This window comes from Roseateles sp. GW823-FHT07B05 (assembly GCF_058794515.1).
In genome coordinates, this window is the sequence record NZ_JBXAGX010000016.1 from 17,294 (window position 1) to 39,302 (window position 22,009).

A 22,009-nucleotide genomic window follows, 5' to 3' on the forward strand; every position below is an offset into this window, starting at 1 on the left:
CCGTGGGCTGCGCTGGGCACAGAACATTCGCGAGCGCCACGGTCCCCGGGATTGATCACCGCGGACGTGGCCCCTGATCGATAAAACGGGCGGCCACGTCGAAACCCGACATGCCCCTGTTGCCGCAGCGGGCTCCGATGGCCCCTGCGCGTTCAGCGAGCCCTGTCGTGACGAATTGATTGATTTCGAATCAGATCTGCTGTATTTCGATCTGATCGGTTATTTATGATCGATTCGTGCGGGTCGGGAATCGAAGTCGTTGGGGGCAATCTGTGGGCGTGCTGCTGGCACTGGCCGGTCTTTCATGGGCCGGGGCGGGGGCGGCGGGGCTTGAGCCTGCGCCGGCGCCACGGCCCGAGGCCGCGGTGCGGATGTACGTGCCGTTCAGCGCCGGTGGCGAGGCAGACGCCTCGGCGCGCAACTTCCTGCAGGCCGCCACCCGGCTGGGTGGCGGCCTGGTGTTCGAGACCGTCCACCTGACCGCCGAGTCCGGCGCCGCCGCCGGCCGCGCCGTGCGGGACGCGCCGCCGGACGGCAGCACGCTGCTGCTGGGGCGCGTGGGCAGCATCGCCATCCAGCCGGCGCTGTCGCCGCACACGGCGGTGGCGCCGGGCGAATTCACGGCGCTGGCGGTGCTGGAGCAGTCGCCGCTGGTGTGTGCAGTCCGCGCCGGCTCGGCGATCACGTCCATGCGCGAGCTGCAGGCCGCCATCGCCGCGGCGCCCGGCCGGCTGCGCTACAGCACCGCAGGCGCGGGCACGCTGCAGAACCTGGCGGTGCGCTACCTGCTGGCGCTCAGCGGGCTGCCGGGTGATGCGGCGCGGCCCGTGCATTTCGCGCAGGGCTCGCTGGCCACGCAGGCCTTGCTGGACGGCGAGGCCGATTTCAGCTGCAACAACGCCCGCAGCGTGGTGCCGCTGGTGCAGTCCGGCGTGCTGCGCGGGTTGATGACGACCGCGCAGGGGCGGCTCAAGGCCTTGCCGCAGCTGCACAACGCGGCCGAGGTCGGCCTGCGCGACATGCAGCAGCTGCAGGGCTGGTCGGCGCTGCTGGGGCCGCCGGGCATGGCAGCGCCCGCCGTGGCGCGCTGGCGCGAGCTGCTCGCGCGGGTGGCGGCCGATCCGCAGTGGCAGGCCGGCACCGAGGCGCTGTGGGCGGTGCCGCGCATCCGCGCCGTGCCCGACCCCGCCCAGTTCCTGCGTCAGCAGGCCCAGTTCTACGAGCGGCTGGTGACGATGCTGGGGGACCGGCCGTGACAGGCCCATCCCCGCACCACCCGCCGCGCCGCTGGTGGGCTGTCGTCACCGACGTCGGCCTGGTCGTGCTGCTGATGACACTGGGCCTGGCCACCACGCTGGGCGCCTACCGTGCGCTGGCGCAGAAGGCGGACGCGCAGCAGCGCGAGCTGCTGAACGCGATGGGCCAGAGCGTCGTCGGCGCGTTCGACCTGCAGCTGGTGCGCGTGGTGGAGGCGCTGCAGGTCAGCAGCCAGATGTTCTCGGCGCAGGGGCTGCCCACGCGCGAGCAGTTCGCGCGCTTCGGCGCCGGCCTGCTGGCGGAGTCGTCCACGCTCACGCTGCTGGAGTGGCAGCCGCTGGTGCCCGCCGCGCAACTGGCCGAGTTCGAGCGCAGCGCGGCACGGGAGCAGCCGGGCTACCGCGTCGTCGAGCCGGCCGCGGCCGGGCAGGGCGACGGCTTCGTGCCGGCCACGCCGCGCGAGCTGCATGTGCCGGTGCTGTACTCCTGGCCCGAATCGGGCGCGGCGCTGGGTGTGGACATGGCGTTCGACCCGCGCCGCATGCGCTCCAAGTGGGTGGCGCGGGACGCCGGCTCGCCGGTGGCGTCGGAGACCTTCGCGATGATCCGGCGCGGCCAGGGCGGGCCGGCGGCGAGCGGCTTCGCCGTGTCGGCACCGGTCTACCGCGGGCCGCGCCCGACCGGCGTGGACGCCCGGCGGGCGGCGCTGGCCGGCTTCGTCGCCGGCGTCATCGAGGTACCCGAGCTGATGCGCGAAGCCGCGCTGCGCGCCGACGCCAACGAGCTGGACCTGTTCGTGTTCGACCAGGATGGCCAGCGCCGGCTCATCTACGCGTCGGCAGGCGGCGAGTCCTTCCATGCCGACGAGCGCGACACGACGCTCAGCGTGGACGTGGGCGGCCGGCCGTGGCAGCTGCTGCTGCGGCCGCGGGCCGGCTTCGTCGGCGGCGGCCGCGACGAGGCGCCGCTGCTGGCGGCCGTGGCCGGCAGCGTGGCGACGCTGCTGGTGGCGGTGGCCGTGTCGCGCAGCCTCATCGTCCGGCGGCGGCTGGAGCGCACCGAGGCCGTGCTGGCCGAGGACCGCCAGCACCTGACCAACGTGCTGGACGGCACCGCCGCCGGCACCTGGGACTGGCACATCGACAGCGGCCGCCTGGTCGTCAACGAGCGCTGGGCGCAGATGCTGGGCCGCACGCCGGACGAGCTGGCGCCCGTCAGCATCCGCACCTGGGAGCGGCTGTGCCATGCCGGCGACCTGCAGGCGGCCAACGCCGCGCTGCAGCGCCACTTCAGCGGCGAGGACGAGCGCTACGCGGCCGAGCTGCGCGTGCGCCACGCGGCGGGCCACTGGGTGTGGATCCAGAGCACGGGCCGCGTCTTCGAGCGCGACGCCGACGGCCAGCCGCGCCGCATCGCCGGCACGCACATGGACATCTCGCGCCGCAAGGCCGACGAGCAGCGCCTGCATGACGACGCCCGCGCGCTGGAGGCGGCCAACCGCCAGCTGCGCGACCTGGCCATCGTCGACGCGCTGACCGGCGCCTTCAACCGCCGCCATTTCAACGACGTGTGCCTTGCCGCGCTGGCCGGCGCGCAGCGCGGCCAGGCCGTGGCGCTGTGCATGCTGGACGTGGATTTCTTCAAGGCCTACAACGACCACTACGGCCACCAGGCCGGTGACGCCGTGCTCAAGGCGCTGGCGCAGACGCTGCGCGACGGCCTGCGACGCTCCACCGACGCGGTGTTCCGGCTGGGCGGCGAGGAGTTCGGCGTCATCTTCTCGGCCCATTCGGCCGAGGCCGCGCAGCAGTTCGCGGGCCAGCTCGCCGCGGCGCTGCACGCGCTGGCGCTGCCACACGCGCACAGCCCGTTCGGCATCGTCACGGCCAGCTTCGGGCTGGCGTGGTGGGCGGCGCCGACGTCGCGGCTGACGCCGGAGCTGATGTACGCGATGGCGGACGAGGCCTTGTACGAGGCCAAGCGCGGCGGGCGCGACCAGGTGGCCGCGCGCTGCTTCCAGGCCGGCGAGGGTGAGCCGCCGCCGGCGGCCGACTGAACTCAGGCGTAGCGCGTCGCGCGGCCCTCGCGCACGAAGGCCCACAGCTGCAGGCCCACGCCGCGCGCGGTCGCGATGGCCAGGCTGCTGGGCGCCGACATGCAGGCCAGCAGGCCCACGCCGGCCATGGCCGCCTTGTGCACCAGCTCGTGGCTGGCGCGGCTGGACATCAGCACGAAGCCGTCGCCCGTGTCCACGCCGCGGCGGGCGAGGGCGCCGGTCAGCTTGTCCAGCGCGTTGTGGCGGCCGATGTCCTCGCGGGCCAGCAGCAGCTCGCCGTCCGGCCGGCACCAGGCCGCGCCGTGCAGGCCGCCGCAACGGGCGTTCAGCGGCTGGGCGGCCGGCAGCGCGGCCAACGCGCGGGCCAGTGCGCCATCGGCCAGTTCTGGCGCCGTGACGGCGGCGGGCCGCACGGCGCCCAGCTGGGCCAGGCTCTCCACGCCGCACAGGCCGCAGCCGGTGCGGCCCGCCAGCGTGCGGCGGCGCTGCTTCAGGCGCTGTTCGCAGCCGGCCGTCACGGTCAGCGCCAGCTCGATGCCGTCCGGCTGCGTCGTGGGCTCCACGTCCAGCAGCTCGCGCGGCGACGTGAACCAGCCCTCGGCGATGCCGAAGCCCAGCGCGAAGTCGTCCAGGTCGGCCGGCGTGGCCAGCATGACGGCCTGGGAGATGCCGTTGACCGTCAGCGCCACGGGCGTCTCGACGGCCACTTCTTCGTCTGCCGCGGCGCCGACGGGCCGCAGCCGGTACAGGGCGCTGGTGGACATGGCCGCCATGATAGGAGGCCGGCGGGCCGCCTCCGACCCTCTCAGGGCGCGGGCAGCGCCGCGGTGGCGGCGGGCGCGATGCCGACGTGGGCCCACAGGTCCTCGGCCGGCAGCAGCGTCAGCATGCCGTGGCTGGACGCCTCGGCGCCGCGCACCAGCCGCGCCCGCGTGCCGGGGCTCGGCAGGGCCAGCGCCGCCGGGATGGTGAACACCGGTCCCAGCGCGTCCACGCGCACGGCCATCCCCTGGCCGCGCTCGTTGCGGCAGATGATGACGGGGCCGTCCGGCGCCGCAGGCGCGCGGCCGTAGAGCGCCAGGCTGAGGTCCAGCACCGGCAGCATGCGGCCCTCGTGCTGCAGCATGCCCACCAGCGCGCGCGGCGCGTTGGGCAGGGCCGTCAGCCGCGGCGTCTCGACGGCCTCGACCAGCTGGCCGGCCGGCAGGCCCAGCCACTGGCCCGCCACGCTGAAGGCGGCGATGTCCAGGCTCTCGGCCGTGGGCTGGCGCGCCGGCGGCGGCGCAAAGCCGGCCTCGGCCGCGCTGGTCTGAGCCGGCAGGCGCGGCCCCAGCGGCAGCAGCAGTACGGCGGCCACGTCCTCGGGCGACGCGGCCTGGCCCCGGCGGTACTCGCGGTAGCCCTGGGACATCGCGATGCCGGCGGCGTAGACCAGGCCGTCGATCTCCAGCTCGGTGCGCAGCACGCCGCCGGCGGCGAGGCCCGCCAGCGCGGCCAGCGTGGCGGGCGGCAAGGGGGCCGCCGCGCCGGCGGGCCAGCGCGCGTCGGTGCTGCTGACGATGCGGCCGTCGCGCGCGACGAACAGGCCGGTCGCTGCGTCGCCCGACGCGGCGGGCAGCGCGTCGCGCAGCATGGCGGCGAACTGCGGCGCGCCGTCGAACACGATGGCGATGCCGCCGACGACCTGGCCCTCGTGCTGCAGCGAGGTGGCGTAGACGTAGGTGGGGCGGCCGTCGCCGTACAGCGCCGTGGCCTCGTGGGGCGAGACGACGCAGCGCTCGGGGTCGCGCAGCGCCAGCGCCGCGTTCACCCACGGGCCGCTCAGGCGCTGGCCGACCTGCGCCTCCTGGGCAGGATCGGACACGGCGACGACGCGGCCCTGCGTGTCGAACACCAGCAGCAGCGCATAGACCGTGTACAGGCCGTGGATGTGCTGCAGCACCTGCCGCGCCTCGGCGGCGGCGGCCCGGGCCTGCGGCGTGCCGGGGCCGCCCCGCTGCGCGGCCAGCGCGCGCTGCAGGCGCACGTCCAGCGCCCACCAGCGGCAGTCGTTGGCGCGCTCGTAGAGGTTGCGGTCCATGATGTCGATGGCCAGGCGGGCCTGGAACAGCGCGGCGTCGAACACGGCCGCCAGCGCGTGCGTCTGCAGCTGGGCGATGGCCTGCTCGAACACCTCGCGCAGCTGGCCGCCGGTGCGCTGCACCTCGTTGAGCAGCGTCGTCGCGAAGCCGGCGCCGCCCTGGCCGACGTCGCCCGCGTGGCTGCGCAGCTTGCCGTTCCACAGCGTGCGCGCCAGGTTGCGCTGGATGCGCCGCGCCTCCAGCGGGATGCCCTGCAGCTCGGCGTCGAACAGCTGGCGCGTGTCCAGCGTGGCGCCCAGCCGGCGCAGTTCGTCGCCGGCGGCGTGGCCCTCGGCGGCCTCGAAGGCCCACTCCAGCGGCGTCAGCACGCAGGCCTGCCAGCCCGGCGGGCCCCCGTAGCCCTCGTAGCCGCTGGCGGTGGCGCAGGCGCACAGGTAGTCGCGGCCGGCGAACACCAAGCGCTCGCCGCTCGGCGCCAGCTGCGCGCCGGGCGGCACCTGCCAGGCGTCGGAGCTCTGCAGCACGCGCCGGTCGGCATCGAGCAGGCAGATGACCGAGCGCTCGTCGGCGCCGGACAGCAGCTGGCGGAACACCGCCGCCATCTCGTCCTCCAGCCGGAACGACAGGCACAGCAGCCCCGTCACGGCGCCGGCACCGTCCGGCCCGCGCAGCGCGCGGGCGTACATCAGCCCCGCACGGCCGCCCAGCAGCGCGCTGGGGCCGTGGCGTTCAACGTAGGGCGCGTCGGACGCCAACGCGGCGGCGACCCAGGGCTCGTCGCAGTGCTGCACGTCACCGCCGCCGTTGCGGCGCGCCAGCACCTCGCCCTGCGGCGACAGCAGGAGGACGTCGTCGTAGACCGAGTACTTGGCCGTGTAGGCGGCGAAGCGGGCCTGCAGCGCGGCGCGGCTGGCGTCGCGTGCCGGGTCGGCCGGGTCCAGCGCGGCATGGGCGCACAGCGGGCCGTCCACGGCGAGGAAGCCCACGTCGGCCGTGCGCTCGAACAGGTTGCGCACGAGGATGTCGATGGCCACGCGGGCCTTGCCGTCCATGCGCTGCAGTGCGTGGTGGCGCAGGCGCCGGGCCAGGCTGTCCAGCAGCGTGGCCGTGAGCTCCTGGAAGGCGGTGCGCGTCTGCGCGATGTCGGTGGCCGTGCCGCTCATCTGGCCCAGCAGCGCCAGGCTGTCCCACACGCCCTGCAGGCGCAGCAAAGCCTCGCGGTGCTCATCCACCAGCACCATGCGGCGCAGATAGGGCACGACCTCGGGGCTGAAAGGGAGGCCTTTGTGCCAGACCTTGTTCATCGCGCCGCTCTTTGTCTGTGGGTTGGACTGGGGCGGCAGCATGCAGCAACCGTGCCGCAGGCCTGCCGGACTGACGACACCGTGCGTGAACTCGTCACGCAATTGAGATCTGCCGCGAACGTCACTCTTTGGTGCGCGATGATGCGGCTTCGTCGCCATTCACGCTCCCGACCCGCCGTGTACCTGCCCAAGCACTTTGCCTCGTCCGATCTCGACCATGCGCTGCGCCTCGCCACCGAGCACCCGCTGGCGTTGCTGGTGGGGCCGGACGCGGCCGGCGCGAGCTTCGGCAGCCATCTGCCGCTGGTGGTGGCATCCACCGACGGCGGCCTGGTGCTGGAGGGCCACATGGCCCGCGCCAACCCGCACTGGGGCTGGCTGTCGCATCAGAAATCGCTGCTGGCCGTGTTCAGCGGCCCCAGTGCCTACGTCAGCCCCAGCCACTACGAGTCGCTGCAGAACGTGCCGACGTGGAACTACGCGGCCCTGCATGCTTACGGCGACATCGAGCTGATCGACGGCGCCGCCGACAAGGACGCGCTGCTGAAGCGGCTGATCGGGCAGTTCGAGCCCGGGTACGCCGAGCAGTGGCGCGGCCTGCCCGAGGACTACCAGCACAAGCTGCTGGGCGCCATCGTCGGCTTTCGCATCCGCGTGACGCGCTGGGAGCTCAAGCTCAAGCTGAGCCAGAACCGCGCGGCCGTCGAGCGGCAGCGCATCCGCGAGGCGCTGGCGGCGTCGGAGTCGGCCGACGACCGCCTGGTGGCGGCCTGGATGGCGCGGCTGGCGGGCTGACCCGCCGCGGCAGTGCGGGCTGGGGGGTGAATATCCCCGGCCAAACGCGCAAGCGCTTGATCCGGTGTTGCAGCGCTGCGGCGCTACCGTCCGGCCGGTTTCAGGCCCGACGAGAACGCCTCATGAACGAGACAAGCCGCGCGAAGACCCCGCCCCGCCTGGTGGCCGTGGTGCTTGCCCTGGCGCTGCCCCTGCTGGCGCCGCAGGCGCTGGCCGACGGGGCCGTCACCGAGCCCGCTGTCCGCGCGCTGGCTGCGACGGGGCCGCAGTGGGGTTTCGAGATGTCCGGGCGCACGCCCGACCCGGCCGTGCGCTTTGGCCGCCTGCCCAACGGGCTGCGCTACGCCCTGCAGCACAACGACACGCCCAGGGACGGCGTGGCCATGCGCCTGCGCATCGGCTCGGGCTCGCTGCAGGAGCGTGACGAGGAGCGGGGGCTGTCCCACTTCCTGGAGCACATGGCCTTCCGGGGCAGTGCCAAGGTGGCGGACGGGGAAGTCGTCCGCATGCTGGAGCGCCAGGGCCTGCGCTTCGGGGCCGACACCAACGCCACGACCGGGCTGGACCAGACGATCTATCACTTCAACTTCCCCAAGGCCGACGCTGCCGCGCTGGACACGGGGCTGATGCTGTTCCGCGAAATCGGCGAGCGGCTGACGCTGGACCCGCAGCTCATCGAGCAGGAGAAGGGCGTCATCCTGTCCGAGGAGCGCGTACGCGACCTGCCGTCGCGGCGAGCCGGCGTGGCGCAGTTGCAGCAGCAGCTGGAGGGCACGCGGGTGGTCCAGCGCCTGCCGATCGGCCGCACCGAAACCGTCCGTGCCGCCACGGCCGAGCGCCTGCGCCGCTACTACACGGCCAACTACCGGCCGGACAACGCCACGGTGATCGTCGTGGGCAACATCGACGTGGACGCCGTGGAGCGCCAGATCCGCGAGCGCTTTGGCGACTGGCGCAACAACGCATCGCCCGACACGGCCGAGCTGGGCGTGGCCAGGCCGACGCGGCCCATCGTCGAGCTCGTGACCCCGGACGCCCCGAGCGCGCTCGCGCTCACCTGGCTGCGGCCGGTGGATGTCCGCCCGCACACGCCGGCGGTCTCTCGTGAGTTCCTGGTGCAGGGCTTGGCCGTCGGCGCACTCAACCAGCGGCTGAGGGACCGTGCGCAGCAGCCGGGCAGCCCCATGCTCGGCGCCACGGCCAGCGTGCAGGCCTCGGTGTACGGCGTGGCCGGGCTGGCGCAGCTGACGATGCAGGCCCAACCGGGGCGATGGGCCGACGCGCTCGACGCCACGGTGGCCGAGTTGCGGCAGTTGCTGGTGCATGGCCTGACCGAGGCCGACATGCAGCGCTTGTTGCCGGGCGTGCGCAGCCAGATGCAGGCGCGCCTGGCCCAGGAGTCCACGCGGCCGCATGCGGCGATTGCGGACCGGTTGGTCAACGCGGTCCACCCCCACGCTCCCTACCTGAGCGCGCAACAGGCGTTGACCGAAACCGAGCCGCTGCTGGCCAGCCTGCGGCCCGAAGAGCTGACCGCCGCGCTGCGCGACTGCTTCGGAAGCCCGCAGCCGCTGCTGTTCCGCAGCACGCAGTCCGGTGCCGTCGGTGTCGAGGCGCTGGCGCAGAAGCTGGCCGACGCGATGGCGCGGCCGGTGGCCGAGCCGGTGGCCGTTGCGCCGGCGGACTGGCCCTACACCGACTTCGGCCTGCCCAGCGCCATCGTCGCCCGCACGCAGGACGCCGAGCTGGGCACGACGAATGTCCAGTTCGCCAACGGCACGCGCCTCGTCATCAAGAGCACAGCGCTGCAGAAGGACAGCGTGAGCGTGCGCGTCCAGCTGGGCAATGGGCGGGCCGGCATCGCCCCCCGGCATTGGCATGCCATCTGGGCGCTGGGCTCTGCCGTCATCACGGGCGGCACCGGCCAGCGCTCGGCGGCGGAAATCCAGCAGTGGCGGCAGCGCAGCGGCAAGCGCATCGGGCTCGGCTTCGGCGTGGGCATGCAGGCGTTCACGCTGTCGGGCACGACCCGCCCCGCCGACCTGCTGGCCCAGCTGCAACTGCTGGCGGCCCATGCACGCGATCCCGGCTTCCGCCCCGAGTTCGGCGAGAAGCTGGCCGCGCTGGGCGGCAGCCAGGTGGGTTCGCTGGAGTCGCGGCCGGTCGCCGTCCACGATCGGGAGGTCGCGCGTGTCATGAACCGCGGCGATGCTCGACTGGGCCTGCCGATCAGCGCGGCCGACGTGAGAGCCACGCGGGCCGACGAGCTCCCGGTCATCCTGAAGCCGGCGCTGGCCAGCGCTCCGGACATCTTCATCGTCGGCGACGTGACCGAAGAAGCCGCCATCGCGGCGGTGCAGGCCACCTTCGGCGCCGGCGCCGAGCGGCCTCGCCAGCCGCGCGCCGAGCTGAAGCTCGAGCCCGTGGCAGGCGGCGGTGCTCCCCATGTGGTCTACCACCGCGGTCGGGCGGACCAGGCGGTGCTGGGCTGGTACTGGTCCATGCCCGACCACTGGACGGACCCGGCGCTGTCCTTCACCGGCCGGGTGGCCGGCGCGGTGCTGCGGGCCCGCCTGACGGACACGGTGCGGGCGACGCTGGGCATCACCTATTCGCCGCAGGCAGGGGCGGGCGGCGCGATGGACGTGCCGGGCTCGGGGCGCCTGTTCGTGACCATCGAAACGCCGCCCGAGAAGTTCGAGGTCGTCCGTGAGTTGCTGCGCACGCAGCTGCGCGAACTGGCCGACCAGCCGGTCAGCGCCGACGAGCTGGCTCGTGCCAGGCAGCCGCGCGTGGAGAGTGCGTTGAAGGGGCCCGAGAGCGCCGCCTATTGGTTGGTGTGGCTGCCGCGCATCCAGGCGGACCCGCGCATGAGAGCCGCCATGCAGGCCGAAGTCGCCGGCTTGCAGGCGGTGACCGCGGAGGGCGTGCAGGCCTATTTCCGCGACCACATCGCGGCGCGTGCGCCCATCGAGGTGGTCGCGCGCGCGGCGGAGCCGGTGGCCACGGCGAAGTAGAGCTTGGCGGGCTCAGGCCGGGACCGTCTCGCCCAGCGCCCGCCGCAGCGCCATTGCGGCATGCGGCGCGCGCTCCTTGGCGCCGCTGATGAAGAAGACGAACACGTCGCGCGGCGCGGCGGCCGGCGCGGGCGGTTCGATGCGCGGCACGCCGTCGGGTTCGCCGCCCTGCGCCCAGGTGTGCGCGGCGCGGGCCAGCGCCGGGAAGACCTCGGGCCGGCAGCCCAGCGGCTCGTCGGCCTGCGTGCGCATGATGCGGGCGTAGACGAAGTCGCCCGTGGGCTCGGCGATGGCGGGGTAGTCGTCGGACTCGGTGAACACCGTCGCCGCCCGGTATTGCCGTGCCAGCGCCAGGTACTCGGGGCACTGGAAGCTGGCGTGCCGCACGTCCAGCGCGTGGCGCAGCGGCAGGCCGTCGACGCTGGCCGGCAGCAGTTCCAGGAAGGCCGTCAGGTCGGCCGCGTCGAACCGGTGCGTCGGCGCCAGTTGCCAGACGATGGGGCCCAGCTTGTCGCCCAGCTCGGCGATGCCCGAGTCGATGAAGCGCTTGATGGAGTCGGCGCCATCGGCCAGCACGCGGCGCTGCGTCGCGAAGCGGATGGCCTTCAGCGAGAACTGGAAGCCGTCGGGCGATTCCTGGCGCCACTTGGCGAAGGTGGCCGGCTTCTGCGCGCCGTAGTAGGTGCTGTTGATCTCGATGGCCGTGAGCCGGCGGCTGGCGTATTCCAGCTCGCGGGCCTGTGGCCAGCCCTTGGGATAGAAGTTGTCGCGCCAGGGCTCGAAGTTCCAGCCGCCGATGCCGACCCTGATCTTTCCTTCGCTCACGCTGCCTCCGCGCCGATGCCTGTATGGAAAACCAGTCTATCGGCGCGCCGCGCTGCCGGCAACAAAAAAGCCGGCGTGTTGCCGGCTTCGAGTTGGGGGCTTACATGCCCGCGTAGTTGGGGCCGCCGCCGCCTTCGGGCGTGACCCAGACGATGTTCTGCGTCGGGTCCTTGATGTCGCAGGTCTTGCAGTGCACGCAGTTCTGCGCGTTGATCTGCAGGCGCTGGCCCGCGCCCGCCTCGTTCGGCACGAACTCGTAGACGCCGGCCGGGCAGTAGCGGCTCTCGGGGCCGGCGTAGGTGGCGAGGTTGACCTGCACCGGCACCGCGTCGCTCTTCAGCGTCAGGTGGGCGGGCTGGTTTTCCTCGTGGTTGGTGTTGGAGATGAACACCGACGACAGGCGGTCGAAGGTCAGCTTGCCGTCCGGCTTGGGGTAGGCGATGGGCTGGCACTGGGCTGCCGGGCGCAGCGCCTGGTGGTCGGCCTTGTGGTTGTGCAGCGTCCACGGCGGGGTGGCGACGCCCAGCTTGGGCAGCAGCCACTGCTCGATGCCGGTCATCAGCTTGCCGACGGTCTGGCCCTTCTTGAACCAGAGCTTGAAGTTGCGGCTCTGCTGCAACTCGTCGTTCAGCCAGCTCTTCTCGAAGGCCGCGGGGTAGGCCGTCAGCTCGTCCTGCGCGCGTCCGGCGTCCAGTGCCGGGGCCAGGGCCTCGGCGGCCAGCATGCCGCTCTTGATGGCTGCGTGGCTGCCCTTGATGCGGGCGGCGTTCAGGTAGCCGGCGTCGCAGCCGATCAGGCAGCCGCCGGGGAACACCGTCTTGGGCAGCGCCTGCGGCGTGCCGTTGTTGATGGCGCGCGCGCCGTAGCCGATGCGCTTGCCGCCTTCGATGTGCGCGCGGATGGCCGGGTGGGTCTTCCAGCGCTGCATCTCCTCGAACGGGCTCAGGTAGGGGTTGTCGTAGTCCAGCCCGATGACGAAGCCCAGCGTGACCTTGTTGCCGTCCAGGTGGTACAGGAAGCCGCCGCCGAAGGTGTCGCCCTCCATCGGCCAGCCGGCCGTGTGCACGACCTTGCCCGGCTGCGCCTTGTCGGCCGGGATCTCCCACAGCTCCTTGATGCCGATGGCAAAGGTCTGCGTGTCCTTGCCTTCGGTCAGCTGGTACTTGGCCAGCAACTGCTTGCCCAGGTGGCCGCGCGCACCCTCGGCGAAGACCGTGTACTTGCCCAGCAGTTCCATGCCCAGCTGGAAGTGGTCGGTGGGCTCGCCGTCCTTGCCCAGGCCCATGTTGCCCGTGGCCACACCCTTCACGCGGCCCTGCTCGTCGTACAGCACCTCGGCCGCGGCGAAGCCCGGGAAGATCTCGACGCCCAGCGCCTCGGCCTGCGTGGCGAGCCACTTAACGACGTCGCTCAGGCTGATGACGTAGCAGCCGTCGTTGTGGAAGTTGCGTGGCACCAGCGCGTCGGGCGTGCGCGTGCTGCCGGTCTCGCTGAGCAGCAGCACGTCGTCACCGGTGACGGCCTGGTTCAGCGGCGCGCCCAGCTCCTTCCAGTTCGGGAACAGCTCGGTGATGGCGCGCGGGTCCATGACGGCGCCGGACAGGATGTGCGCGCCGGGCTCCGAGCCCTTCTCCAGCACGACGATGTTGGCGTCGGGCTTGATCTGCTTGAGGCGGATGGCCGTGGCCAGGCCGCCCGGGCCGCCGCCGACGACGACCACGTCGTACTCCATGGACTCGCGCGGGCCGAACTGGGCGAGGATTTCTTCTGAGGTCATGCCAAGTCTCCGGACTTTGAATTGGGCGCGATTCTAAGGACGTGGAACCGAAAATAGAACGACCGTGCTTTTCTAGTGCCGCGCCTCTAGCCCGGTAGGATCGGCGACGCATCACGAAGAGGCAGTCCCATGAGTTACTCCATCAATCTCGAAGGCCGCGTGGCCCTCGTCACCGGCGCTTCCAGCGGGCTGGGCGCGCAGTTCGCGCGCACGCTGTCGCAGGCCGGCGCCTGCGTCGTGCTGGCCGGCCGCCGCATCGAACGGCTGAAGGATCTGCGCGCCGAGATCGAAGGCAACGGCGGCGACGCCCACGTCGTGCAGCTGGACGTCACCGACGTCGCCAGCATCAAGGCCGCCGTGGCACACGCCGAGACCGAGGTCGGCACGCTGGACATCCTCATCAACAACTCCGGCGTCAGCACCACGCAGCGCCTGACCGACGTCACCGAGAACGACTACGACTTCGTGATGGACACCAACACGCGCGGCGCGTTCTTCGTCGCGCAGGAGGTGGGCAAGCGCATGCTGGCCCGCGCGCGCGGCGCGGCGCCGGGAGCTTTTGTCGGCGGGCGCATCGTCAACGTCGCGTCGATGGCCGGCCTGCGCGTGCTGGGCCAGATCGGCGTCTACGCGATGAGCAAGGCCGCCGTCATCCACATGACGCGCGCGATGGCGCTGGAGTGGGGCAAGTACGGCATCAACGTGAACGCGATCTGCCCTGGCTACATCGACACCGAGATCAACCATCACCACTGGAGCACCGAGCAGGGCAAGAAGCTCGTCGAGCTGCTGCCGCGCAAGCGCGTGGGCCAGCCCCAGGACCTGGACACGGCGCTGCTGATGCTGTGCGCCAACGAGAGCCATTTCATCAACGGTGCCGTCATCCAGGCTGACGATGGCTTCGGAGTCTGAATGCTGAAGCGAGACCTGACCCCACTCGAAGCCCGCGTCCTCGCCGTTCTCGTCGAGAAGGAATCCACCGTGCCGGACAGCTACCCGCTGTCGGCCAACGCGCTGACCGCCGGTTGCAACCAGAAGACGGCACGTGACCCGGTCATGGACGTGTCCGAGGCCGAGGTGCTGGCCACCGTGGAGGAGCTGAAGACGCTGTCGCTGGTCAACACCGTCAGTGGCAGCCGCGTGCTGCGCTACGAGCACAACTTCGCGCGCGGCATGGGCGTGCCCGGCGCGGCAATGGCGTTGCTGACGCAGCTGATGCTGCGCGGCCCGCAGACGGCGGCCGAGCTGCGCCAGAACACCGAGCGGCTGCACCGCTTTGCCGACGTGTCGTCGGTGGAGGGCTTTCTGGAAGAGCTGGCCGAGCGCGAGCCGCCGTTCGCCATCAAGCTGCCGAAGGCGCCGGGGGCCCGCGAGGCGCGCTGGGCGCACCTGCTGTGCGGGCCGGTCGCGTCGGTGGACCATGCCGTGGCCGCCGCGCAGCCGCGCGATGAGGAGGTGGCCGTGCAGAAGGCGGAGCTGGCCGCGCTGCGCGCCGAGGTCGCGTCGCTGCGCCAGCTCGTCCACCGCATGGCCGCCGAGCTCGGCATAGCACCATGAGATACACCGTCCCGGCGGCCAAGAAGCTGACCTTCGAGTTGCGCATCCAGATGCGCTGGGGCGACATGGACGCGATGGGCCACGTCAACAACACGCTGTACTTCCGCTACCTGGAGATGGCGCGCGTGGACTGGCTGACCAGCATCGGCGCGCCGCCCAACCCGGGCGGGCAGGGGCCGGTCATCGTCAACGCGTTCTGCAACTTCTACCGGCAGCTCAAGTGCCCGGGCGAGGTGCTGGCGAAGCACTACGTCAGCGACCCCGGCCGCACCAGCTTCGAGACCTGGATCACGCTGGAACGCGTCGACGAGCCCGGTGTCATTTACGCCGAGGGCGGTGCGACGACGCTGTGGTTCGACGCGCAGACCGACAAGGCCATCGCGCTGCCGGACCGGGTGCGCGAACTCGTCAGCTGAGCGGCGCGTGGACCGGCTGCAGGCCATGGGCATCTTCGTCGCCGTGGTGGACCACGGCGGCTTCGCCAGCGCGGCGCGCCAGCTGTCGCTGTCGCCGCCCGTCGTCACGCGCGCCGTGGCCGACCTGGAGCAGCACCTCGGCCAGCGGCTGCTGACGCGCACCACGCGCGTCGTGCGCGTGACCGAGGCCGGCGAGCGCTACGCCGCGGAGTGCCGGCGCATCCTGGCCGACATCGCCCGCGCCGAAGCCGAGGCCGGCGCGCAGAACCTGCAGCCACGCGGCACGCTGAGCCTGACGGCGCCGGTGCTGTTCGGCCAGTACTACGTGACGCCGGTGCTGGTGGACTACCTGAAGCGCCACCCGGAGGTGGACGCGCAGTGCGTGTTCGTCGACCGCATCGTCAACCTCGTCGAGGAGGGGCTGGATGTGGCGGTGCGCATCGGCGAGCTGCCCGACTCGTCGCTGCAGGCGCGCCGCGTGGGCCAGGTGCGGCGCGTCGTTGTTGCATCGCCGGCCTACCTGCAGGCGCATGGCGAGCCGACCACGCCGGCCGAGCTGGACAGCCACCGGCTGATCGCGTCAACCGGTGCCAGCCCGGCCCCGGAATGGCGCTTTGCCGGCCCGCGTGGCAAGCCGCTGGTGCAGCGCATCGCGGCGCGGTTGCGCTCGACGTCGGTGGGCGCGGCCATCACCGCGGCCGAGGCCGGCCTGGGGCTGACACGGCTGCTCAGCTACCAGGCCGCACCGCTGCTGCGCGATGGCCGGCTGGTGCGTGTGCTGCAGGGCTTCGAACCCGCGCCGCTGCCCATCCACCTCGTGCACCACGAGGGCCGGCACACGACGCCCAAGCTGCGCGCGTTTATCGACCTGGCCGCTGAACGCTTCAGCGCGGACCCGGAGCTTCGCTAGTCCAGCTGCCGGTTTCGAGGCTGCGCGGCGACCAGCTCTTGAAGTCGAAGCCCAGCGGCAGCGCGTCGCGCAGCCACAGCCCCTCGTCCAGCTCGAAACGCCAGGCGCGCTCGGCGCCGTCCAGCCGCTCGACGTCGGGGCCGTCGAACACCAGCTCGACGCGGCCGGTCAGGCTCAGCAGGTCGCCACGCTCGAAGTCGATGAACAGCAGGCCGGCGCGCGGGTGGCTGACGAAGTTGCCCAGCGTCATGAAGAACAGGTTGCCGCTGAAGTCGGGCACCAGCAGCCGGCCCGGGCCGTCCACCCGCACGAAGCCGGCGCGGCCGCCGCGGTGCGACACGTCGCTGCGGCCATGCGCATGGCTGGCGACGAACAAGGTGTCGGCCCCAGCTATCAGCGCCTGCGCCTCGGCGTCCAGCGCCGCCAGCGGCTGCACGGCGCGCGGCTGCTGGTCGGCCGGGTCACGGCGCCAGGTCAGCTCGCGCTGCTGGATGTACTGCGGGCAGTTGCCGGTCGTCTCTTCCACGTCCAGCAGCCAGCCGCCGCCGTCGACGCGCGCCACATGCCCGTTGACGCGGTTGCGCCGGCGCGTGGGTAGCTCGATGCCCAGCAGGCCCACTGCCGCGCCGGGCGCGAGGTGGCGGGCCAGCGGGTCGCCGGGCATCGGCAGCGCCGTGCTGGCAAGGTGCTGCGCGTTCGGTGTGCCGAGGAAACCCGGCTCGCCCACCAGCAGCGACGCCCAGGGGCGCAGCGCGTCGTCCACCGAGCCGACGAGCACGAAGGGCAGCTGCGCGTAGAACTGGCGGTGCTGGTCGGGCATGTGGTCGCGGATGACGCGCGGGCCGATCTCGCCCATGCGCTGAGCAATGCCCAGCCGCTCGTGCATGGCCCGTTCGCCGGCGTGGAAGGCGCCCATGGCTCAGGCCGCCCGCAGGCCCACGGGGCTCTGCGCAAAGGGCACGAAGCCGGGTAGCGCCTCGATGCGGGCCAGCCAGCCCTGCAGCGCCGGGTAGCCGGCCAGGTCGACGTTGCCTTCCGGTGCGTTGGCGATGTAGCTGTACGCCGCCACGTCGGCGAAGCTGGGGCGCTCGCCGATGAGGAAGGGGTGGCGCTGCAACTCGCTCTCGACGACGGCCAGTAGCGCGTGGGCGCGCGGGATGACCTCGTCCGGGTTGAAGCGGGCCGACACGACATGGATGAGCCGCGCCGCCGACACGCCGTAGGCGATGGGGCCGGCAGCGGCCGACAGCCAGGCCTGCACGCGGGCGCGGCCCACGGCGTCGCGCGGAATCCACTGGCCGTCGGCGTCGTAGCGCTCGGCCAGGTAGACCAGGATGGCGCCGCTGTCCGGCACGATGACGCCGTCGTCGTCCAGCACCGGGATCTGGCCGAACGGGTTCATCGCGATGAACGCGGGCGTCTTGTGCGCGCGGCCGGCGAGGTCGACGTGGATCAGCTCGTGCGGCAGGCCCAGCAGGCTCAGCGCCAGTTGCGCGCGGTGGGCGTGGCCGGAGATGGGGTGGTGATACAGCTTGATCGGGCGGCGCGTTGTCATGGCGGGGCAGGGCAGTGAAGCGAGGCCTTCACTGTGCCCATGCCGCCGCGCCGCGTGAATCCGCGCGGTCCGAAAGTCAGACTTTCGTCGTGAGCAACAAACCGGGGGTCACTGCATCGTCCACCTGGCGCTGACGTAGGCGTAGCGGCCGCGCGTGTCCGTGTAGCTCGGGTCATAGCCCGAGATGAAGAAATAGGCCTGCTGCGAGAACGGCGGCGCCTTGTCGAACAGGTTCTGCACGCCGGCACGCACGGTCAGCGACTTCGTGGCCGCCCAGGCCCCGGACAGGTTCCACAGCGAATAGGCGGCTACCTTGCGGTCCGGCTTGCCGATGACGTGCTGGTCGTCGTAGCCCTTCAGATAGCTGTTGGACAGCGTGAACGATAGTGCGCCGAGGTCGTAGTCGATGCTGGCCGTGTGCCGCCAGCGCTGCACGACGCCGTCGTTGATGAAAACGCCCAGGTTGCTGACGAAGGGATCGCCGTTGCCGGTCTGCTGCTCTGACTTCAGGGTCAGCGTGCCGTTCAAGCGCAGGCCGAACTGGCCGATGCCGGTCTTGAGCTCGCTGAGCGCGACGCCAAAGTCCAGCCCTGAAATACGCTGTTTGCCGCGGTTGTCCTTGATCAGGTCGATGGCGTCGATGGTGCCGCTGGCTCGGCGATGAACCAGCGCACCGTACTTGTCCAGGTTGCCCAGGATGACGTCCACGCCCAGCGTGCTGATCAGATTGCTCTTCTCGATGTTCCAGTAGTCAACGTTGACGGTGACGCCAGGTTTGGGCTCGAACACGACCCCGGCGGAGAACTGGCGTGACTTCTCGGGCTTGAGCTTGGCGTTGCTGTAGTTCAGCGTGGTCCAGATGTCGGAGCAGTCAGTGACCGTGTTGCTCGGGTCGTCTGCCAGGCAGACCGGGTCTACCAGCGTGGCTGACGAGCCCTCGGTGACGGGCCGATAGAGGTCGGACAGGCTGGGCGCACGGAAGCCCTTGCCGACCGAAGCGCGCAGCAGCAGCTCGCGCGCCGGCGTGTACTTCAGGCCCAGCTTGGGGCTGGCGGCGCCGCCACTGACCTGGTAGTGCTCGTAGCGCAGCGCGGCCTGCAGTTCAAGCTCCTTCGTGATGGGCGCACTGATCTCGCTGAACGCCGCCGCCACCCGGCGCGACTTGCCGAAGTCGGAGTCCGGGCCTTGCGAGGTCTCGCCGAGGATGAGGTCCTGCTTGAGTGCGTCGGACTGGTGGTAGTTCTGCTTCTCGCGACGCAGCTCGCCGCCCACCGCCAGCGCCAGCTCGCCGCCTGCCAACGTTGCCAGCGCCTTGGACATCTTGAAGTCCAGGCTGTCCATGGTGCCGGTGGCGCGGCGTACTTCGCCGCGGATCTGGGCCTTTTCATACAGTGCTTGCCCCGCGGCGGCCGACGGCCCGAAGGCGTTCAGCGTGCCGGCGGCGAAGCCGTCCATGACCATTTGCTCGTTGAGGTAGCCCTGCGAGTCGCGGTCCGAGACCTTGCTGGTGCTGTGGTTCAGCGCCCATTCATAGTCCCAGCCGGCCAGCAGGCCGTTGGTGCCCAGCACATAGCGGTTGGTGGACGACACGAGCTCGCTGGTACGCAGGCCCGCCTCGGTCAGCCGCGTGCGGACGACCAGGATGCGGCGCTCGTCGCCGGCGGGGAAGGCAGCGATGCTGCTGCTCTTCAGCGCCGGCACCAGTGAGACGTCCATCTCGGCATCCACGCGGTTGGGCGTGCCGGTGTAGAAGGTGCGCGCCCGAGCCATCGAGGCCTCGGCGAAGAGCTGGTGGCCGCCGCCCAGGTTGAACACGCCGCGGGTGAACAGGCTGCTCTTCCTGGACTTCGGATACAGCTCGATGTCGCGCATGTAGTCGAAGGTGCAGCCGTCCACGCCGCCGATGCCGTCGGGCAGGTACAGGCTGCCGTTCGCCGGGTTGCAGCCGGTCGCGGCGGACGGGTTGATGCGGTAGGTGCTGATGACGTCCTTGCCGTTGGCCTTGTAGCCGTCGGCGATGAGCGCGTCACGCTGGTCGGAGTCCGGCAGGTTCTGGTCCAGCAGGATGTTGCCGGGGAAGGGCGCGCTGGACAGCAGGTCCGGCAGCCGGCCCGGGATGTCGAGGTCCTTGATGAACTTGCGGTTGCTGGCATTCAGGCTGCTGGTCTTTTGCACGTCCAGCACGGCCATTACGTTGAAGCCGTCGCGCGCGAAGCTGCCGAAGCCGCCGGCCAGCGTCGCCGAGCGCTTGTTGCCGCCGCCCTCGCTGGTGTTGCCCACCAGCGCGCTGATCTCGGCGCCGGTGAAGTCCTTGCGCGTGATGAAGTTGATGACGCCGCCGATGGCGTCCGAGCCGTACAGCGACGACGCGCCGTCCAGCAGCACCTCCACGCGCTGGATGGCGGCGGCGGGGATGCTGTTCAGGTCGACGCCGGCCGCATCGCCGGGCGAGGCGAAGTTGGCCATGCGCCGGCCGTTCAGCAGCACCAGCGTCGACGACACGCCCAGGCCGCGCAGGTTGGCGGCGTTCAGGCCCATCTGGTCGCGAAAGCCGCCGTAGCCGATGCTGCCGCCGTCCGTCAGGTTGTTGGCGCCGGCGCTGAGGCGGGCGACGATTTCCGCCGCCGTCGTCACACCGGCCTTGTCGATCTCGGCCCGCGTGATGACCTGCACCGGCAGCGCTGTCTCGCCCTCGATGCGCTTAATGGCCGTGCCCGTGACCTCCACGCGCTCCAGCTTGTCCTGGGCCTGTGCGGCCAGCGACAGGCCCAGCAGCGTGGCGGCCAGTGCGATGCGGGAGGGACAAGGCTTGTTCATCTGCGGGCTCCGGTAGGCTGTGACGTTTGGCGCGAGTCTAGGCACGGGTTCGCGCGCTGCCGGTCTCCGGGGTGAGATTCGTCTCGCGCACGCCACGCCGTTTATCGTTCGGATTAGGGGCCGACGGTCACGAACCGTCTGTCATCATGGGTGCGACCAAGCAAGGAGGATGTTGGGCATGAGGGCATGGATCTGGGCCGGGTTGGCCGCAATGGCACTGACCGCCGGCGTTCACGCGGCACCGCCGACTCCCGCCGCGCCGGCCAGCGCGGGGCAGGGGTTCCGGCTGTTCCGCCCGGCGACGCCGGCCCCCGCGCCGGCGCCGCGTGCAGTGGCGCCCAAGCCGGCGCCCGCGCCCGCCGCGGCGGCGCCGGCCCCCGTCGTCGTCGACACCGAGCCGCCCATCCGCGGCTACGCGGTGCCCATCGGCGGCGCGCTGAAGGCCGACAACGACGAGGTCTGGCAGCGCATCGTGCAGCTGGCCGGCGGCAAGGGCGCACGCTTCGTCGTTTTCGGCACCGCCAGCGAAGATCCCGAAGCCAGCGCCAAGCAGGTCGTGGACCTGCTGCAGCGCCGCGGCGCCGTGGCTGAGGCGCTGCCGGTGGCGCCCAAGTTCCTGTGGGTGGACCTGAGCAAGGTCGTGCGCGACCCGGCGCTGATCGCCAAGGTCAAGGCCGCCAAGGGCATCTTCTTCACCGGCGGCGTGCAGGAGCGCATCGTCGACGTGCTGCAGCCCAACGGGCAGAGCACGCCCATGCTGGAGGCCATCTGGGACGTCTACCGCAAGGGCGGCGTCGTCGCCGGCACGTCGGCCGGCGCGGCCATCATGAGCACCATCATGTTCCGCGACGCGCCCAGCGTCATCAACGTGCTGAAAGGCCGCTTCGCCGATGGCAAGCAGGTGGACCGCGGCCTGGGCTTCGTCGGCCCGCACCTGTTCGTGGACCAGCACTTCCTGAAGCGCGGCCGCTTCGGCCGCATGATCCCGCTGATGATGGCCAAGGGCTACAAGCTGGGCCTGGGGGTGGACGAGAACACCGCGGCCATCATCCGGGGGGACGAGATCGAGGTCATCGGCGACCGCGGCTGCCTGGTGGTGGACCTGACCGAGGCCCGCACCGACGCGACGCTGGGCGCGTTCAACGTGCAGGGCGCCCGCATCTCCTACCTGGAGCATGGCGACCGTTACCACATGCGCGCGCGCTCGACGACGCCGTCGGCGCCCAAGCTGCGCGGCGAAGTGCACGACGCCGAGTCGCCCAACTTCAAGCCCTACTACACGGACGACGTCTTCCACCTCGACATGCTGGGTGACTCGACCATCTCCGGCGCCATGAGCCGCCTCATCGACAGCGTGCGCAAGGAGGTCAAGGGCCTGGCCTTCGACGTGCTGCCGCGCACCAACGACCCGCTGGCCGAGCTGGGCTTCCTGTTCCGCGTCTACAAGGGCTCGGACTCGATGGGCTGGAGCACCGAGGAGTTCGGTGGCGAGCAATTCACCGTGACCAACCTCTACCTGGACATCAGCCCGGTGCGGCTGCCCATGCCGCTGTATGGCGGCTGGGGCGGGGCACCCAAGGTGCCGCCGCTGCCTGAGCCGGCTCAGCCGGCCTCGGCGCCGTCGGGTCAATAGGGCAAATCC

The 22,009-nt window shown here is 71.6% G+C and carries 16 protein-coding genes; 9 read left to right on the plus strand and 7 right to left on the minus strand.

What is annotated here, in order from left to right; translation table 11 throughout:
* Positions 1-371: 371 nt before the first annotated feature.
* Positions 372-1,256 carry a tripartite tricarboxylate transporter substrate binding protein gene (locus tag AC1Q7O_RS23910; RefSeq protein WP_492661490.1) on the plus strand — a complete coding sequence of 295 codons (885 nt, stop codon included), beginning with the start codon at positions 372-374 and terminating at the stop codon, positions 1,254-1,256.
* Positions 1,253-3,313: a diguanylate cyclase domain-containing protein gene (locus AC1Q7O_RS23915; RefSeq protein WP_492661475.1), complete on the plus strand. Its 2,061-nt coding sequence runs from the start codon at positions 1,253-1,255 to the stop codon at positions 3,311-3,313. The genes AC1Q7O_RS23910 and AC1Q7O_RS23915 overlap by 4 nt, the downstream gene beginning before the upstream one ends.
* A 2-nt stretch (positions 3,314-3,315) precedes the next feature.
* Here AC1Q7O_RS23915 and fdhD read toward each other — a convergent pair whose 3' ends face one another.
* Both fdhD and AC1Q7O_RS23925 read right to left on the minus strand, forming a co-directional pair.
* Complete coding sequence (fdhD, locus tag AC1Q7O_RS23920) at positions 3,316-4,077, minus strand: formate dehydrogenase accessory sulfurtransferase FdhD (protein WP_492661474.1); 762 nt, start codon at positions 4,075-4,077, stop codon at positions 3,316-3,318.
* A 41-nt stretch (positions 4,078-4,118) separates the two neighbouring features.
* Positions 4,119-6,698 (minus strand): chemotaxis protein CheW, encoded by a 2,580-nt coding sequence (locus AC1Q7O_RS23925; protein ID WP_492661473.1) that lies wholly within the window; start codon positions 6,696-6,698, stop codon positions 4,119-4,121.
* Between the two features lie 177 nt (positions 6,699-6,875).
* Between AC1Q7O_RS23925 and AC1Q7O_RS23930 the strand changes: the two genes are divergently transcribed.
* Together AC1Q7O_RS23930 and AC1Q7O_RS23935 are read left to right on the plus strand one after the other, a co-directional pair.
* A complete protein-coding gene (locus AC1Q7O_RS23930; RefSeq protein WP_492661472.1) occupies positions 6,876-7,493 on the plus strand; it encodes an FMN-binding negative transcriptional regulator in 618 nt (205 codons plus the stop codon).
* Between the two features lie 122 nt (positions 7,494-7,615).
* The gene (locus AC1Q7O_RS23935) at positions 7,616-10,510 is read left to right on the plus strand and encodes a M16 family metallopeptidase (protein WP_492661471.1); all 2,895 of its coding nucleotides are present in this window, start codon (positions 7,616-7,618) and stop codon (positions 10,508-10,510) included.
* Between the two features lie 12 nt (positions 10,511-10,522).
* On the opposite strand, the gene AC1Q7O_RS23940 is transcribed toward AC1Q7O_RS23935, so the two are convergent.
* Positions 10,523-11,335 carry a DUF72 domain-containing protein gene (locus AC1Q7O_RS23940; protein WP_492661470.1) on the minus strand — a complete coding sequence of 271 codons (813 nt, stop codon included), beginning with the start codon at positions 11,333-11,335 and terminating at the stop codon, positions 10,523-10,525.
* Between the two features lie 100 nt (positions 11,336-11,435).
* Positions 11,436-13,112 (minus strand): electron transfer flavoprotein-ubiquinone oxidoreductase, encoded by a 1,677-nt coding sequence (locus tag AC1Q7O_RS23945; RefSeq protein WP_492661469.1) that lies wholly within the window; start codon positions 13,110-13,112, stop codon positions 11,436-11,438.
* Positions 13,113-13,241: 129 nt separating this feature from the next.
* On the opposite strand from AC1Q7O_RS23945, the gene AC1Q7O_RS23950 reads away from it, so the two are divergent.
* The 4 genes from AC1Q7O_RS23950 to AC1Q7O_RS23965 are packed head-to-tail and all read left to right on the plus strand — an operon-like array spanning position 13,242 to position 15,995.
* Complete coding sequence (locus AC1Q7O_RS23950; RefSeq protein WP_492661468.1) at positions 13,242-14,024, plus strand: SDR family oxidoreductase; 783 nt, start codon at positions 13,242-13,244, stop codon at positions 14,022-14,024.
* Positions 14,025-14,669 (plus strand): YceH family protein, encoded by a 645-nt coding sequence (locus AC1Q7O_RS23955; RefSeq protein WP_492661467.1) that lies wholly within the window; start codon positions 14,025-14,027, stop codon positions 14,667-14,669. It begins immediately after the preceding gene.
* Positions 14,666-15,085 carry an acyl-CoA thioesterase gene (locus tag AC1Q7O_RS23960; RefSeq protein ID WP_492661466.1) on the plus strand — a complete coding sequence of 140 codons (420 nt, stop codon included), beginning with the start codon at positions 14,666-14,668 and terminating at the stop codon, positions 15,083-15,085. Before AC1Q7O_RS23955 ends, AC1Q7O_RS23960 begins: the two co-directional genes overlap by 4 nt.
* A 7-nt stretch (positions 15,086-15,092) precedes the next feature.
* Positions 15,093-15,995, plus strand: coding sequence for a LysR family transcriptional regulator (locus AC1Q7O_RS23965; protein WP_492661465.1), 903 nt, complete (start codon positions 15,093-15,095; stop codon positions 15,993-15,995).
* On the opposite strand, the gene AC1Q7O_RS23970 is transcribed toward AC1Q7O_RS23965, so the two are convergent.
* The 3 genes from AC1Q7O_RS23970 to AC1Q7O_RS23980 form a co-directional block, all read right to left on the minus strand.
* On the minus strand, positions 15,970-16,911 hold the full coding sequence (locus tag AC1Q7O_RS23970) for a flavin-nucleotide-binding protein (protein WP_492661464.1): 942 nt from the start codon (positions 16,909-16,911) through the stop codon (positions 15,970-15,972). The genes AC1Q7O_RS23965 and AC1Q7O_RS23970 overlap by 26 nt on opposite strands.
* A 3-nt stretch (positions 16,912-16,914) precedes the next feature.
* On the minus strand, positions 16,915-17,532 hold the full coding sequence (locus AC1Q7O_RS23975) for a glutathione S-transferase family protein (RefSeq protein WP_492661489.1): 618 nt from the start codon (positions 17,530-17,532) through the stop codon (positions 16,915-16,917).
* 126 nt (positions 17,533-17,658) lie between these two features.
* Complete coding sequence (locus AC1Q7O_RS23980; protein ID WP_492661463.1) at positions 17,659-20,367, minus strand: TonB-dependent receptor; 2,709 nt, start codon at positions 20,365-20,367, stop codon at positions 17,659-17,661.
* Positions 20,368-20,545: 178 nt separating this feature from the next.
* On the opposite strand from AC1Q7O_RS23980, the gene AC1Q7O_RS23985 reads away from it, so the two are divergent.
* Positions 20,546-22,000, plus strand: coding sequence for a cyanophycinase (locus AC1Q7O_RS23985; RefSeq protein WP_492661462.1), 1,455 nt, complete (start codon positions 20,546-20,548; stop codon positions 21,998-22,000).
* Positions 22,001-22,009: the final 9 nt, after the last annotated feature.

What these genes read in the sequence shown, in the direction of transcription:
- AC1Q7O_RS23960 (WP_492661466.1), top strand. Translation starts at nt 14,666, where the DNA reads ATGAGATACACCGTCCCGGCGGCCAAGAAGCTGACCTTCGAGTTGCGC.
- AC1Q7O_RS23970 (WP_492661464.1), bottom strand. Translation starts at nt 16,911, where the DNA reads ATGGGCGCCTTCCACGCCGGCGAACGGGCCATGCACGAGCGGCTGGGC.
- AC1Q7O_RS23985 (WP_492661462.1), top strand. Translation starts at nt 20,546, where the DNA reads ATGAGGGCATGGATCTGGGCCGGGTTGGCCGCAATGGCACTGACCGCC.
- AC1Q7O_RS23935 (WP_492661471.1), top strand. Translation starts at nt 7,616, where the DNA reads ATGAACGAGACAAGCCGCGCGAAGACCCCGCCCCGCCTGGTGGCCGTG.
- AC1Q7O_RS23945 (WP_492661469.1), bottom strand. Translation starts at nt 13,112, where the DNA reads ATGACCTCAGAAGAAATCCTCGCCCAGTTCGGCCCGCGCGAGTCCATG.
- AC1Q7O_RS23910 (WP_492661490.1), top strand. Translation starts at nt 372, where the DNA reads ATGTACGTGCCGTTCAGCGCCGGTGGCGAGGCAGACGCCTCGGCGCGC.
- AC1Q7O_RS23980 (WP_492661463.1), bottom strand. Translation starts at nt 20,367, where the DNA reads ATGAACAAGCCTTGTCCCTCCCGCATCGCACTGGCCGCCACGCTGCTG.
- fdhD (WP_492661474.1), bottom strand. Translation starts at nt 4,077, where the DNA reads ATGTCCACCAGCGCCCTGTACCGGCTGCGGCCCGTCGGCGCCGCGGCA.
- AC1Q7O_RS23925 (WP_492661473.1), bottom strand. Translation starts at nt 6,698, where the DNA reads ATGAACAAGGTCTGGCACAAAGGCCTCCCTTTCAGCCCCGAGGTCGTG.
- AC1Q7O_RS23955 (WP_492661467.1), top strand. Translation starts at nt 14,025, where the DNA reads ATGCTGAAGCGAGACCTGACCCCACTCGAAGCCCGCGTCCTCGCCGTT.
- AC1Q7O_RS23950 (WP_492661468.1), top strand. Translation starts at nt 13,242, where the DNA reads ATGAGTTACTCCATCAATCTCGAAGGCCGCGTGGCCCTCGTCACCGGC.